Raw genomic sequence first — 14,090 nt, 5'->3', positions numbered from 1 at the left:
CGCGTCGGTATATCGTCATCCCTTTTGCTCCGCAAGCGTTGACCACGGCCCCTCAAGGGACCGTGGCACCAGATCGGATCGCGGCCGCCTATCCCGTCACCAGCCGATGGCGTTCGGCAGCCAGGTCGCCGTCTCCGGCAGGAGATAGACGAGCAGCAGGCCGAAGAGCTGGACGAGGATGAAGGGGATGACGCCCCGGTAGATGTCCGTCGTCTTCAGTTCTGGCGGCGCGACGCCCTTGAGGAAGAACAGCGCCCAGCCGAAGGGCGGGGTGAGGAAGGACGTCTGCAGGTTGACCGCGATGAGGATCGCCACCCATGTCATGTCGACGCCGGCCGAATGCAGCACCGGCAGGAACAGCGGCAGGGCGATATAGGAGATCTCGATCCACTCCAGGAAGAAGCCTAGCACGAAGAGCAGGATCATCAGGAAGAGAAGCTGGCCGTGGATGCCGCCGGGCACATAGGCGAAGGCGTCCTGGACCAGCCGCTCGCCGCCAAGGCCCCGGAAAGCCAGCGAGAAGACCTGGGCGAAGATCAGGATGAAGAAGACCATGGCGCTGGTGACGAAGGCGCCGCGCACGACGTCCCTCAACGCGGCGAAGGAGAGGCGGCCGGAAAAGAGCGCCAGCAGGATCGACCCGAAGGCGCCCATGGAGGCGGCCTCCGTCGGCGCGGCAATGCCGCCGATGATGGAGCCGAGCACCATGAAGATGAGTGCCAATGGCGGGAGGACGACGCGCAGCAGACGCCCCGCCAGCTCCTTGCCGCTGACGGCCCGGCGTTCCTCCAGCGGAATCGCGGGGACGCGGTCCGGCAGGAAGACGCCGATCAGGAGAATGTAGATGACGAAAAGGCCGGCGAGCAGCAGGCCGGGAATGAGGGCGGCGGCAAAGAGGGTGCCGACCGATTCGCCCATGATGTCGGCGAGCAGGATCAGGACGAGGCTCGGCGGAATGATCTGACCGAGCGTTCCGGAGGCGCAGATGACGCCGGCCGCGACGCCCTTGTCGTAGCCGCGCCGGATGAGCGGGTTGAGCGCGATGAGGCCCATGGTGACGACGGTGGCGCCGACGACGCCGGAGGCAGCCCCCATCAACACGCCGACGAGGACGATGGCGAGCGCCATGCCGCCGCGCAGGCCGCCCATGGCAAGTCCTATCACCTCAAGCAGATCCTCGGCGATCTTGGATCGCTCCAGCATGATGCCCATGAAGATGAACAGCGGCAGCGCCAGCAGCGTGTAGTTGGTCGTAACGCCGAAGATGCGGGCGGGCAGGAGCTGGAACAGCGACATGCCGAAGCCGGCATAGCCGAAGACGAAGCCGCAGACGGCAAGGCAGACAGCCACCGGAAAGCCGACCAGCAGCATCACGAAGAAGCCGCCGATCATGCATAGGGACAGGATTTCGTTGGTGGGCATCGCTCAACCGTCAAGCGGCCCGGCATCCGGCCGGGCATGGGAAAAGAACTGACTGGCGGTCATGACCGCGCGGGCGGCGGACTGGAGCGCCAGGAGCAGGAAGGACACGGGGATGGCGGCCTTCAGGATCCAGCGGTCGGGCAGGCCTCCCGGATCGGGCGAGCCCTCGCCGAGGGCGTAGCTCTGCTGGACGTATTTGATGGCGAGCCAGGCGATCGTCAGGGCCACGGCCGTGAGCAGGATGGCGCTCAGGAAGTCGATCGCGAGCTTCAGCCGCTCCGGATAGTTGGCATAAAGAATGTCGACGCGGACCTCCTCGCCCCGGTTCAGCCCGTAGGACATGCCGAAAAGCGCGGCGACGGCCATCAGGTGCCATTCGAGTTCCTGCAGCGCCACGGTGCCATAGGAAAATAGGTAGCGGGCGATGACGTCGAAGGCGACGACGAGCACCATCGCCAGCCCCGACCAGGCCATCACCTGCCCGACGACGCGGACAAAGCTGTCCGCGCCGCGTGCCAGTCGCATCATCGCGTTCATTTCCCGTAGAGCACCGGAAGCAGGGGCTCGTTGGAAACCTTGGCCCAGGCGCCATACTGGTCCTTGAAGGCGAAATAGGCGTCATGCACCTTGCGTACTGACGGATCGGCCTTGGCGCCTTCCTCCAGCGTTGCGACGGTGACCTCGCGCAGCTTGGCGACGACTTCGTCGGGCAGCGGGCTGGTGATCACGCCGAAATTCGTGACGAGATCGGCCAGTGCCTCCGTGTTGGTGGCGTCGCACCAGGCATTGCTTTCGACGTTGCAGGCCATGGCGGCGGTCTTGACGACCTCCTGCAGGTCTTCCGGCAGGCTGTCCCAGGCTGCCTTGTTGATGAGCAACTCGGTGACGTTGTTCGGCTCATGCCAGCCGGTGGTGTAGTAGTATTTGGCGGCCTTCTGGAGGCCGAGGCGGCGGTCCTGGAAGGGGCCGACGAATTCGGCCGCGTCGATGACGCCGCGCTCCAGCGCCGGGAAGATTTCGCCGCCCGGCAGCAGTTTCACGTCGACGCCGAGCTTGGCGTAGACCTTGCCGGCAAGGCCGGGGATGCGCATCTTCAGGCCGTTGAAATCGTCGACGGTCTTGATTTCCTTGCGGAACCAGCCGGTCATCTGGACGCCGGTGTTGCCCATCGGGAAGGCGAGCATGCCGAGCGGCGCGTAGAGTTCATGCCAGAGCTCGATGCCGCCGCCACTGTAGAGCCAGGCGTTGGTGCCCTTGACGTCCATGCCGAAGGGCACAGTGGTGAAATATTGTGCAGCGGGCAGCTTTCCTGCCCAGAAATAGGCGTTGGCGGCATTCATCTCCACGACGCCGTTCTGCACGGCATCGAAACCCTCGAGCGCCGGGATGAGCTCGCCGGCGGCGAAATGCTGGATTTTCAGCCGCCCGCCGGACATCGCCTCGACCTTCTTGCAGAAGTCGGTCGGGCTGCCGGGGCCCTCGACATAGAAGGGAGAACCGGGGCCATAGGCGTTGGTCATCTTCCAGCTGAAGGTCTGCTGGGCACGGGCGACGGTCGGCATAGCAAGCGCTGTCGCACCGGCCGCGATGGCTCCACCCTTGAGGAAGGCACGTCTCTGCATCGGGGTCTCCTTTGTCTTCGCACAATGATGAATTGTTGCGCCAGGAGCCATTCTCAGCAGGTTTCGTGCCACCCGCTTTGACCGAAGTTGAAATGATTTCCGTGATTTATGATGATGTAGACGCGATCTGGTCCAGTGGCATGCCAGATTGTTCAGGATACTGAGTATCTTAGCGGAAGCAGGGCCGCCGCCGCAGGTGGATCGCTGTTTGCCAAAATAAAAGGCCGGGGCACGGTCTCGTCGGACTGTGCCCCGGCCTCATGGGCCGGCGATGCCGAAAGCCGAGTCAACTGGCGAGGCGCTCGGCGATCAGGCTGCGAAGCGACCGCAGGTCCTTGGCAAAGCTGCGAATACCCTCGGCGAGCTTCTCGGTCGCCATGGCGTTCTCGTTCATGGCCCAGCGGAAGGCTTTTTCGTCGGAGGGGAAGGGCGCGGGCTTTTCCGTCACGGCTTCGGGCGAGAGGACGCGCTTGAGCGTTCCCGTGTCGGCGGCCAGTTCGTCGAGCAGGGCCGGCGAGATCGTCAGCCGGTCGCAACCGGCGAGCGCCTCGACCTCGCCGACGGAGCGGAAGGACGCGCCCATGACGACGGTGTCGATGCCATGCGTCTTGTAGTAGGCGTAGATCTGGCGCACCGAGATGACGCCCGGATCTTCCTCCGGCTCGAACTGGCGGCCTTCCTTGGCGACATACCAGTCGAGGATCCGGCCGACGAAGGGCGAGATGAGGAAGGCCTTCGCCTCGGCGCATGCGACCGCCTGGGCGAGCGAGAAGATCAGCGTCATGTTGCAGTTGATGCCTTCGGACTGGAGCACTTCCGCCGCGCGGATGCCCTCCCAGGTCGAGGCGAGCTTGATGAGGATCTTGTCGCGGTCGATGCCGAGCGCATCGTAGCCGGCGATGATCTCGTGCGCCTTGGCGATGCTGGCCTTGGTATCGAAGGACAGGTCGGCGTCGACCTCGGTGGACACCTTTCCGGGGACGATACGGGCAAGTTCGGCGCCGATGGCGATGGCGAGGCGGTCGGCGACGGCGGCGACAACGGCGTCGCGGCTGCCGGACTGGCTCTTGCCCCAGGTCACGGCATTGTCCACGAGGGACGCATGGCTCGGCAGTCCGATGGCCTTGAGCACAAGCGTGGGGTTGGTCGTACAGTCGACAGGTTTGAGCCTGCGAATGGCATCGATGTCGCCGGTATCGGCAACCACCGTTGTCATGTCACGCAGTTGATCGAGCTTCGATGTCATTGTTTCTCTCTCAATGGGTCTGCGACTCCTGGCGGGGCGCATGGATCATGCGCGAAGTCACGTCCGATCATGCGCCCGAGCGTCGTGCCGTCATATCGGTCCGGCGCGACGCTGCTGATCCTTGACTGAGCAACGGGCCGGCTCCGGCACCGGTTCCATCCTGATTCAAGCGGAGGACATGCCTTTCGGCCCGATGCTCCCAAGACAAGCGCAACAGCAGATGATCTGGTCTAGCAGACAAGGAATCCGGCGTCGACCACATGAATGATCAAATGGGCGATTGTCCGTTGGCGGCAAGGACTTCACCGGCCAGATAGAGCGATCCGCAGATGAGAATCCGCGGGGCCATGTCGAGAGGGCCGCGTGCGGACAGGCGCTCCATCGCATCACTGACACTCAAGGCGGCTTCCGCGGAGACGCCGGCCTTCACGGCAAAGTCCGCCAGTTCTGCGGCCGGCCATCCAGCGTCCGAGGATTCGATCGGCACGCAATAGACATGGCGCACCAAGCCCTTGAAGGAGGCGAAGAAGCCAACCGGATCCTTGGTGCTGAGCATGCCCGTGATGAGGAAGAGCGGCCGGGCGACGCGCTCCTCCAGGTCGGCCATGGCCGCGGAGACGACCTCGCCGGCGCCGACGTTATGGCCGCCGTCGAGCCAGATCTCGGCGCCCGACTGGGCCATCTCAAGGAGCGGCCCCATCGCGAGCCGCTGGAGCCGGGCCGACCAGTCGACGGTGTCGAGGCCGGCCTCGATGGCCGATACCGGCAGGTTGAGACCGCTGCGGCGGAGCGCAGCGATGGCCGTTCCGGCATTGGCGAACTGGTGCTGTCCGGTCAGGCGCGGGCGCGGCAGGTCGAGAAGCCCGCTTTCGTCCTGGTAGACGAGGCGGCCGTGCTCTTCATGAACCGTCCAGTCCTCGCCGCCCATCGCGAGCGTTGCGCCGACCCTTGCGGCCTCGGCCTCGAAGACGGCGCGCACGGCGTCGTCGTCCGGCTGGCTGATCACGACGGGCCGGCCCGGCTTGAAGATGCCGGCCTTTTCGAAGGCGATTTCCGCCACGGTGTCGCCAAGGAAGGCCTGGTGGTCGAGCGAAATCGAGGTGATGACGCTCACCAGCGGATCGCGGATGACATTGGTGGCGTCGAAACGCCCGCCAAGCCCGACCTCCAGGAGAACGACATCGGCGGGATGCTCGGAAAAGAGAATGAAGCCGGCGGCAGTCAGAAGCTCGAACAGCGTGATCTGCTCGTCGCCGTTGGCCGCCTCGACCCGGGCGAGCGCCTCGGTGAAGGTGGCATCGTCGACGAAGGCGCTGGTGCCCGGCCCGCTCGCCAGCCGGTAGCGTTCGTTGAAGCGAACGAGATGCGGCGAGGTGTGCGTGTGGACGCGGAAGCGGGCCGCCTCCAGCATCGCGCGCATGAAGGCGATCGTCGATCCCTTGCCGTTGGTGCCCGCCACATGGATGACGGGCGGGATCTTCAGGTGCGGATTTCCCAGCGCGCCGAGCAATCGCTCGATGCGCGACAGGGACAGGTCGTAGCCCTTCGGCCAGCGGGCCGAGAGACGATCGAGAATTTCGAGGGCCTCTGGCATCAGACGGTCGCCTTCGTCACGCCGTCGGCGCCGGAGCGGCCGCTTCGGGGGTTATCGCCTCGGCAGCCGACAGGGGCGGCATGGCGTCCTGCTTTGCTCCGCGCGACTGGCGCATCAGCAGGTGGCAGAGACGGGAAAGCGTCTCGCGCATCTGGTGCCGGTGGACGACCATGTCGACCATGCCGTGATCGAAGAGATATTCGGCGCGCTGGAAGCCCTCGGGCAGCTTTTCGCGGATCGTCTGCTCGATGACGCGCGGACCGGCAAAGCCGATGAGGGCGCCGGGTTCGGCGACGTGGACATCGCCGAGCATCGCGTAGGAGGCGGTGACGCCGCCGGTCGTCGGGTTGGTCAGCACGACGATATAGGGCAGGCCAGCCTCGCGCAGGGCCTCGATCGCCACGGTCGTGCGCGGCATCTGCATCAGCGACAGGATACCTTCCTGCATGCGGGCGCCGCCGGAGGCAGTGAACATGATGAAGGGCGTCTTGCGGGAGACGGCTTCGAGCATTGCGGTCACGATCGCCTCGCCGGCGGCCATGCCGAGCGAGCCGCCCATGAAGTCGAAGTCCTGGACCGCGGCGGTGACGGCGAGCCCTTCGAGCAACCCGGTGCCAGCGATGACGGCGTCATCGCGCCCGGTTTTTGCGCGGGCGTCCCTCAGACGGTCGGCATAGCGCTTCTCGTCGCGGAATTTCAACGGGTCGGGGACGACCGAGGGAAGCGCGATCGGCGCGTATTCGCCGCCGTCGAACAGCGATTCCAGGCGGCGTGCCGCAGGCATGCGCATGTGGTAGCCCGACTTCGGGATCACCCACTGATTGGCCTCGAGATCGCGGTGAAACACCATCTCGCCGGAATCGGGGCATTTGACCCAGAGGTTTTCCGGCACGTCCCGTTTGCCAACTCCAACGAGCTGGCGAATTTTGGGGCGCACGACGCTGTTGATCCAGTTCAAGTCGACACCTTCCGAAATGTCATCATCGACCGGCCATTCTGTCCGGCCGGTCTTGCCACCGGATGCGAAAAGGCTCGCTCAGGGCCGGCGGCATCATGTCCGTTGGGGCAGGGATGGCGCGAACGCAGCGGCATCCCGGCGTTGCGGCGGACGGTTTCAGGGCTGTCCGGCCGCTTTCAGTGTCCGCCTGATTATCCGAATTCGGGCGGCGCGTCGAGGCGTGTGCGGCATCCGGGGCCATCGGGCGGCAGGGCAAAGGCGGAAAGCACTTTTGCCGCCGCAACAAAAACAGGCGAACTGAAAGCGGGGGAAACAAAAAACCGGCCCCGCGATGCAGGGCCGGTCCTTGCAGTTCCTGCGCGGCACGGGCGGTTGAACCACCCGTGCCGCGAAAGGATTACGCCGCGTCGTCGTCCTGACGGGCCTTGAGGGCCGCGCCGAGGATGTCGCCGAGCGAAGCGCCGGAGTCGGACGAGCCGAACTGAGCGACAGCTTCCTTCTCTTCGGCGATTTCCAGCGCCTTGATCGACAGGCCGACCTTGCGGGTCTTCTTGTCGAACTGGGTGACGCGGGCATCGACCTTCTCGCCAACGGCGAAACGCTCGGTGCGCTGGTCGGCGCGGTCGCGGGCAAGGTCGCCACGGCGGATGAAGGCCGTGATGTCGGTGTCAACGATCTGGACTTCGAGACCGGCTTCCTTGACCTCGAGGATCTCGCAGGTGACGATCGCGTTGCGGCGCAGATCACCGGCCGACTCCATCGGGTCACCGGCAAGCTGCTTCATGCCCAGCGAGATGCGCTCCTTGTCGGTATCGACGTCGAGCACGACCGCCTTGACCATGTCGCCCTTGTTGAACTCCTCGATGACCTGCTCGCCCGGACGGTTCCAGTCGAGATCGGAGAGGTGGACCATGCCGTCCACATCGCCGTCGAGGCCGATGAAGAGACCGAACTCGGTCTTGTTCTTGACCTCGCCCTCGACCACGCTGCCGGCCGGGTACTTCTCGGAGAAGGCATCCCAGGGGTTCTGCAGGGTCTGCTTGAGGCCGAGCGAGATGCGGCGCTTGACCGGATCGACCTCGAGCACCATCACCTCGACCTCCTGGGAGGTGGAGACGATCTTGCCCGGATGGACGTTCTTCTTGGTCCAGCTCATCTCGGAGACGTGGATGAGGCCCTCGATGCCCGGCTCCAGCTCCACGAAGGCGCCGTAGTCGGTGATGTTGGTGACGCGGCCGGTGAAGCGCGTGTCGACCGGATACTTGGCCTCGATGCCAGCCCACGGATCCGCCTCGAGCTGCTTCATGCCGAGCGAGATACGATGGGTTTCCTGGTTGACGCGGATGATCTGCACCTTGACCGTCTGGCCGATGGTGAGGACCTCCGAGGGATGGTTGATGCGGCGCCAGGCGATGTCCGTGACGTGCAGCAGGCCATCGATGCCGCCGAGGTCGACGAACGCACCGTAGTCGGTGATGTTCTTGACGACACCCTCGACCACCTGACCCTCTTCCAGGCTCTGGACGAGCTCGGAGCGCTGCTCGGCGCGGGTCTCTTCCAGAACGACACGGCGCGAGACGACGATGTTGCCGCGGCGCTTGTCCATCTTGAGGATCTGGAAGGGCTGCGGCGAGTGCATCAGCGGAGCGACATCGCGCACGGGGCGGATGTCGACCTGGCTGCGCGGCAGGAAGGCCGTCGCGCCGTCGAGGTCGACCGTGAAGCCGCCCTTGACCTGGTTGAAGATGTGGCCGATGACCTTCTCGCCCTTTTCGAAGGCGACTTCCAGGCGCACCCAGCTCTCTTCGCGGCGAGCCTTGTCGCGCGACAGGACAGCCTCGCCGAGCGCGTTCTCGACGCGCTCCAGGTAGACTTCGACCTCATCGCCGACCTTCAGCTCGCCATCGCGGGCGCGCACGCCGAATTCCTTGAGCGGCACGCGACCTTCGACCTTGAGGCCGACGTCGATGACCGCGAGATCCTTCTCGATCGCAATGACGATACCCTTGACGACCGCGCCTTCATAAAGCTCGGTGGTGGCAAAGGACTCTTCGAGAAGAGCCGCGAAATCCTCGCGGGAGGGGTTGGTGGCTGACATAAATTCTCCTGGTGCCAATTCTGGCGGCGCCGGCGGTTGGTGTTTCAGATCGCTGCCAAGGTGTCCTGGCCCCCCAGTCGGGAGACATCCGCCCCCAAAAGGGGCTGGCCGGCGCAGTGGCAGGCCACTCAAGGCAGTGGTGTCGGGACGGCAATGCCGTCCAGATGGGTCTTCAGGGCCCGGCATGAAAGACCCGGAAGTCCTCATGATCGGGAAAAACCGACCGGCATTTCGCTACGCGAGCGGGGCCGGGCGAAGCCGCTCCGGCAACACCAGTGCGGCGCGGCGTGCGATCAGGCACACCGACGTTGGGCGGGTCCATACACCGGTTGATGGCCGAGCGCAAGGCAACCGGCCCGAAAACCGGGCGAATTTGCCGAATTCTCCGCTCCGGTCGAGGTTCGCGAAGAGGGCGGGCGCTAGCCGGCCGCCTCGACGAGCCTGACGGCCGCCTGGAAGGCTTCCTCGATGTCGAGGTCGGTGGTGTCGAGCAGCCTGGCGTCGGGCGCCGGCACGAGCGGGGCGACCGTGCGGCCGGAATCGCGGGCATCGCGCTTGAGGATATCCGCAAGGACGCTCTCGTAGGTCACGGACGGGTTGATCGCGAGATCGTCGCGATGGCGCCGGCGGGCGCGGGCCTCCGGGCTTGCCGTGACGAAGAGCTTTACCTCCGCCTCGGGGCAGACCACCGTGCCGATGTCGCGGCCGTCGAGGATCGCCCCCTTGCCGGAATGGGCAAAGCGGCGCTGCAGGTCGAGGAGAGCGGCGCGGACCGCCGGAATGGCGGCGACGATGGACGCCGCCTCGCCGATCGCGGAGCCGGACAGACGATCGCGATCGAGCGCCGACGTGTCGAGGGTCTCGGCGATCGTCACGGCGGCCGGCTCATCGGCCGGATCGAGCCCCTTTGCCCGCAATGCTTCGCCTACCGCCCGGTAGAGCAGGCCGGTGTCGAGATGGGAAAAGCCGAAATGGCTGGCAAGGCGCCGGGACAGCGTGCCCTTGCCCGAGGCGGCGGGCCCGTCGATCGCGATGATCATGCCGCGTCGGCCTCCGCGTCCTCGAAGAGTGCGCCGGCGCCGCGCATCAGCGGTTCGAACTCGGGGAAGCTCGTTGCGATCACGCCGGCATCGTCGACGGTGACCGGCGCGTCGGCGACAAGGCCGAGGACGAGGAAGGTCATGGCGATGCGGTGGTCGAGATGGGTGACGACCCGTCCGCCGCCCGCAACCTTGCCGCCCGTGACGGAGAGCCAGTCGCGGCCCTCCTCGTGGTCGACGCCGTTGGCGGCAAGGCCGGCGGCCACAGCGGCGATGCGGTCGGACTCCTTGACCCGCATTTCCTCGATGCCGAGCATCACCGTCTTGCCCTCGGCGACGGCGGCGGCCGCCGCGAGCACCGGATATTCGTCGATCATCAGGGGAGCCCGTTCGGGCGGGACCGTGACGCCCTTCAGCGCGGAATGCTTCACACGCAGGTCGGCGATCTTCTCGCCGCCGGTCTCGCGGGCATTCTCGATCGTGATGTCGGCGCCCATTTCCAGAAGCGTGTCGATGAGGCCGATGCGGGAGGGATTCATCAGGATGCCCTCCACGGTGACGTCGGAGCCCGGAACGATCAGCGCCGCGACGATGGGGAAGGCGGCGGAACTCGGATCGCCGGGCACGGTGATCGTCTGCGGCTTCAGGTCGGGTCGGCCTTCGAGCCGGATGGTGCGGGCACCATTCGCCGCGGTCTCGATGTCGATCGCCGCGCCGAAGCCGGCGAGCATGCGCTCGGTGTGATCGCGGGTGAAGACGGGCTCGATCACCGTGGTAACGCCTGGCGTGCCGAGGCCGGCCAGCAGCACGGCCGATTTGACCTGCGCCGACGGCACCGGGACGGTGTATTCGATCGGGATCGGCGTCATCGCGCCGCGCATGGTCAGCGGCAGGCGGTCGCCGGAGCGGGCGATCACGTCGACGCCCATCTTTCGCAGGGGATCGAGGACGCGGCCCATCGGCCGCTTAATGAGCGAGCCGTCGCCGGTGAAGGTCACGGCGATCGGTTGTGCGGCGGCAAGACCCATGCAGAGGCGCACGCCGGTGCCGGCATTGCCGAAGTCGATGACGCCCGCCGGCTCCAGAAGGCCGCCGACACCGACGCCGTCGACGGTCCAGGTGCCGTCGTCGCCGCGATGGATGTTCGCGCCGAAGGCACGCATGGCCGCCGCGGTGCTCATGATGTCGCCGCCTTCCAGCAGCCCGGTGATGGTCGTGCGCCCGATGGCGAGCGCTCCGAACATCAGTGAGCGGTGGGATATCGACTTGTCGCCGGGGACGCGCACCCGTCCCTTCAGCGCGGGCGAGCGATGGGCGGAGAGCGGGCGGAGAGCGGCTTCGGCACTCATGGCGGGCGGGCCTTCCAGGCAGGGCATCAAGGCGGCGAGGGCGTTGCGGGATGCATGCCTTCCGCTCCAAGGCATTGCCGCAGCGCTATTTTCCATGCAGTCTGGATGCGCGGCGCGGACAATGCCGGAAGGAGGCCTTGCGTCCTTCCGCCTTTTCTCGTTTCGTGTCGGCGCCCCCATAGCATGGCCTCCGCGCCCGCGTCATCCTCGGAGTTGCGGGGCGCGCGGTGGAGACGGCGGTTCAAAGGCTTTGACAGATGCAGCCATTGCGACTATGTGGAGGCCGCTTTTTTCCTGACCTTTCGTTCGACAGAGAGGCCTTCCGTGACGAAACCTGACCTGGGACTGAAGCGCCTCTGCCCCAGCTGTGGCGCGAAATATTACGACCTCAACCGCGATCCGATCCTTTGCCCGCGCTGCGGCGCGGCGTTCGATCCGCACGTGACCTCGAAGGCGCGGGCGGCCAAGGCGGTCGCCGAGGAAGACGAAGAGGATCTGGAGGAGGACGACGTCGTCGGCAAGCCGGAGTTCGTGTCCCTCGAGGAGGCTGACGCGGAGAACGGCGACGATGACGATATCCCGGATATCGACGACGCCGGGATCGAGGAAGACGACGATGCGGCCGAAGACACCTTCCTCGAAGATGACGAGGACGAAGGCGACGACGTGACGGGAATCATCGGCGGCGGCGTCGAGGACGACGAGGAACGCTGATCCGGTTGCCGGGCCGTCCCATCTCGGGAGCCGGCCCGGCGACGATGTTGCGACAGGCGAATTTCCGGTCATTCCGGCGAATTCGCCGGCCAACGAAAAAAAGACTTGATCCGGCGCCGGGCGGTCAGTATATCCGGCGCCGTCGACCCGGCGGAGGCAAACGCCTCACGGGTCCTGCCGCAGACAGCGAGTGGGTCACTGGCCTGATGCGGTTCCCAAAGTGTGGGGCCATAGCTCAGTTGGGAGAGCGCTTGAATGGCATTCAAGAGGTCGGCGGTTCGATTCCGCCTGGCTCCACCAAATTTCTTCCAGACATTTGACGCGCCGAACGTGTCGCTGCTCCAGCAGCGCGATACAAGGCGTTCGGGCATCTGATCGCCCGCCATAGCCTGCGGGCCGACCTTTCCTCCTCATACGGACAGGACGCCATCGATCCACGTCGCGACGTGGTCGAGCGCTGGTGTCAGGGCGACGAAGTCCGCGACGTATCCCGGCGCGAGGCGGCCATGCGATCCGTCGATGCGGGCGGCGCTGGCTGGATAAAGCGAGGCCATGCGCAGGGCCTCGTCCAGCGGCAGTCGAAGCCGTTCGACGAGAAGCCTGACTGACGAGAGCATGTCGATGTCGGCGCCGGCGAGCGTTCCGTCGGCAAGCGTCAGCCTGCCGTCCTTGCGAAAGATCCTCCGACCATTCAGCTGGAATTCGCTCATCTCCGTCCCGAGCGGCGCCATGGCGTCGGTGACGAGGAAGATGCGGCCCGGCCCCTGCTTGGCGCGAAGGGCGATTCCCATCGCCACAGGATCGACATGGACACCGTCGGCGATGAGGCCGGCGAAGACGCGGCCGTCGTGAAGGGCCGCGCCGACAAGGCCCGGTTCGCGGTGGGTAAGCGGGCTCATGGCATTGAAAAGATGGGTGACCATCCGCGCGCCGGCCTCAAAACAGGCAAGGGCCGTCTTCGCGGTCGTGTCCGTATGGCCGATGCTGACCTGCACGTCGTTTCCGGCCAGCGTCGCGATCTGCTCCAACGTGACGCTTTCCGGCGCGACTGTCGTCATCAGCAGGCCTGCCTCGCGGCGATAGCGCAGGAGGCGGTCCAGATCCGGCTCTTCCATCGGCCGGATGAGAGCCGGATCATGGGCGCCCTTGCGGGCATGCGATAGGTGCGGTCCTTCGAGATGCAGGCCGAGAAAGCCTGGGACCTTTTCCGCGCGCGCCGCCCGGCCCGCTTCGAGGGCCTTTTCGGTGACCTCGCGCGTGTCGGTGATCAGCGTCGGCAGCAGCCTGGTCGTGCCGAATCGCGCGTGGGCGTTGGCGATCTGCCGAATCGCCTCGGCGGAGGTCCGGTCGCCGAACTGGACACCGCCGCCGCCGTTGACCTGAAGATCGATGAAGCCGGGCACGACGAGCAGTCCATCGTAGTCGACCGTCCGGGTCGCCGGCAGGGTTTCTTTTGCCGGCAGAATCGCGCGGATCCTGTCCCCACCAAGCAGAAGCGTGTGATCGCCGTGCCAGTCGTGGCCGTCGAAAATGCGGGCGCCGCGAATGGCAGTCAGGGTCGTCATCGTGTCCTTGATCCGTTCTGAACCGGCAGCGGTTCACGCCGGGCGGGGCCGAATTCCTGCCCGGCCGGCATTTTTGCCGGGAAAGATTGATGCATTTCAATGCGCGGGCCAGTTGGCGGGGCCTATCTTGGCGCGCAATGCCGTTGGAGGCCACCATGTCGCGCAGCCCGGCCTTTCGGCAAGAAAGCTGGACAAGCGGCTTGACAGTTTTTGAGTATTTCAGATATTACTAATATCTAATATATCTAGCGAGGCTCCCATGACACTCGATCGCATCGTTCTTGCCTTTGCCGGCATCATGATTCTCCTGTCCGTCGCGCTGACGGTCTACGTCTCACCCTATTTCGCCTGGCTGACCGTCTTCATCGGCTTCAACATGCTGCAGTCGGCTTTTACCGGATTCTGCCCGGCCGCCATCATCTTCAGGAAGCTCGGAGCGAAACAGGGATGTGCCTTCTAAGGCGCGCCCGGGGGAAAACACA

Annotated in this window: 12 protein-coding genes and 1 tRNA gene; 3 read left to right on the top strand and 10 right to left on the bottom strand. The window is 65.6% G+C overall.

The genetic code is table 11. The annotated features are described in order from the left end of the window. Nucleotides 1-96: 96 nt before the first annotated feature. From HDIA_RS23095 to aroA, 9 genes are all read right to left on the bottom strand, one after another. Nucleotides 97-1,422 (bottom strand): TRAP transporter large permease, encoded by a 1,326-nt coding sequence (locus HDIA_RS23095; protein ID WP_099558335.1) that lies wholly within the window; start codon nt 1,420-1,422, stop codon nt 97-99. Between the two features lie 3 nt (nt 1,423-1,425). Beyond that, nucleotides 1,426-1,950 carry a TRAP transporter small permease subunit gene (locus HDIA_RS23090; RefSeq protein ID WP_197708068.1) on the bottom strand — a complete coding sequence of 175 codons (525 nt, stop codon included), beginning with the start codon at nt 1,948-1,950 and terminating at the stop codon, nt 1,426-1,428. Nucleotides 1,951-1,955: 5 nt separating this feature from the next. After that, a complete protein-coding gene (locus HDIA_RS23085) occupies nt 1,956-3,044 on the bottom strand; it encodes a TRAP transporter substrate-binding protein (protein WP_099558332.1) in 1,089 nt (362 codons plus the stop codon). Between the two features lie 286 nt (nt 3,045-3,330). Next, nucleotides 3,331-4,290, bottom strand: a complete 960-nt coding sequence (gene tal / locus HDIA_RS23080; protein WP_099558330.1) for a transaldolase — start codon at nt 4,288-4,290, stop codon at nt 3,331-3,333. A 268-nt stretch (nt 4,291-4,558) separates the two neighbouring features. Continuing rightward, nucleotides 4,559-5,884 carry a bifunctional folylpolyglutamate synthase/dihydrofolate synthase gene (locus tag HDIA_RS23075; RefSeq protein ID WP_099558328.1) on the bottom strand — a complete coding sequence of 442 codons (1,326 nt, stop codon included), beginning with the start codon at nt 5,882-5,884 and terminating at the stop codon, nt 4,559-4,561. A gap of 16 nt (nt 5,885-5,900) precedes the next feature. Continuing rightward, on the bottom strand, nt 5,901-6,842 hold the full coding sequence (accD, locus tag HDIA_RS23070) for an acetyl-CoA carboxylase, carboxyltransferase subunit beta (protein WP_099558327.1): 942 nt from the start codon (nt 6,840-6,842) through the stop codon (nt 5,901-5,903). A gap of 397 nt (nt 6,843-7,239) precedes the next feature. After that, nucleotides 7,240-8,940, bottom strand: a complete 1,701-nt coding sequence (gene rpsA, locus HDIA_RS23065; protein ID WP_099558325.1) for a 30S ribosomal protein S1 — start codon at nt 8,938-8,940, stop codon at nt 7,240-7,242. Between the two features lie 419 nt (nt 8,941-9,359). After that, nucleotides 9,360-9,980 (bottom strand): (d)CMP kinase, encoded by a 621-nt coding sequence (gene cmk / locus HDIA_RS23060; protein WP_099558323.1) that lies wholly within the window; start codon nt 9,978-9,980, stop codon nt 9,360-9,362. Continuing rightward, a complete protein-coding gene (gene aroA / locus HDIA_RS23055) occupies nt 9,977-11,329 on the bottom strand; it encodes a 3-phosphoshikimate 1-carboxyvinyltransferase (protein WP_099559114.1) in 1,353 nt (450 codons plus the stop codon). Before aroA ends, cmk begins: the two co-directional genes overlap by 4 nt. Nucleotides 11,330-11,653: 324 nt before the next feature. Between aroA and HDIA_RS23050 the strand changes: the two genes are divergently transcribed. Then, nucleotides 11,654-12,043, top strand: a complete 390-nt coding sequence (locus HDIA_RS23050) for a TIGR02300 family protein (RefSeq protein ID WP_099559113.1) — start codon at nt 11,654-11,656, stop codon at nt 12,041-12,043. Between the two features lie 224 nt (nt 12,044-12,267). After that, nucleotides 12,268-12,343 (top strand) — tRNA-Ala (locus tag HDIA_RS23045). 110 nt (nt 12,344-12,453) lie between these two features. Here the strand turns inward: HDIA_RS23045 and nagA are convergent. Next, a complete protein-coding gene (gene nagA / locus HDIA_RS23040; protein ID WP_099558321.1) occupies nt 12,454-13,608 on the bottom strand; it encodes an N-acetylglucosamine-6-phosphate deacetylase in 1,155 nt (384 codons plus the stop codon). Nucleotides 13,609-13,867: 259 nt separating this feature from the next. On the opposite strand from nagA, the gene HDIA_RS23035 reads away from it, so the two are divergent. After that, nucleotides 13,868-14,068: a YgaP family membrane protein gene (locus HDIA_RS23035; protein WP_099558320.1), complete on the top strand. Its 201-nt coding sequence runs from the start codon at nt 13,868-13,870 to the stop codon at nt 14,066-14,068. Nucleotides 14,069-14,090: the final 22 nt, after the last annotated feature.

This window comes from Hartmannibacter diazotrophicus (assembly GCF_900231165.1).
GTDB lineage: Bacteria > Pseudomonadota > Alphaproteobacteria > Rhizobiales > Pleomorphomonadaceae > Hartmannibacter > Hartmannibacter diazotrophicus.
Note: the sequence above shows the minus strand (reverse complement) of the source record. Positions and strands in the feature narration are given on the sequence as shown.

Excerpts from the sequence above, each read along its gene's own strand:
- HDIA_RS23095 (WP_099558335.1), bottom strand. The coding sequence starts at position 1,422 with ATGCCCACCAACGAAATCCTGTCCCTATGCATGATCGGCGGCTTCTTC.
- HDIA_RS23090 (WP_197708068.1), bottom strand. The coding sequence starts at position 1,950 with ATGATGCGACTGGCACGCGGCGCGGACAGCTTTGTCCGCGTCGTCGGG.
- HDIA_RS23085 (WP_099558332.1), bottom strand. The coding sequence starts at position 3,044 with ATGCAGAGACGTGCCTTCCTCAAGGGTGGAGCCATCGCGGCCGGTGCG.
- tal (WP_099558330.1), bottom strand. The coding sequence starts at position 4,290 with ATGACATCGAAGCTCGATCAACTGCGTGACATGACAACGGTGGTTGCC.
- HDIA_RS23075 (WP_099558328.1), bottom strand. The coding sequence starts at position 5,884 with ATGCCAGAGGCCCTCGAAATTCTCGATCGTCTCTCGGCCCGCTGGCCG.
- rpsA (WP_099558325.1), bottom strand. The coding sequence starts at position 8,940 with ATGTCAGCCACCAACCCCTCCCGCGAGGATTTCGCGGCTCTTCTCGAA.
- cmk (WP_099558323.1), bottom strand. The coding sequence starts at position 9,980 with ATGATCATCGCGATCGACGGGCCCGCCGCCTCGGGCAAGGGCACGCTG.
- aroA (WP_099559114.1), bottom strand. The coding sequence starts at position 11,329 with ATGAGTGCCGAAGCCGCTCTCCGCCCGCTCTCCGCCCATCGCTCGCCC.
- nagA (WP_099558321.1), bottom strand. The coding sequence starts at position 13,608 with ATGACGACCCTGACTGCCATTCGCGGCGCCCGCATTTTCGACGGCCAC.
- HDIA_RS23035 (WP_099558320.1), top strand. The coding sequence starts at position 13,868 with ATGACACTCGATCGCATCGTTCTTGCCTTTGCCGGCATCATGATTCTC.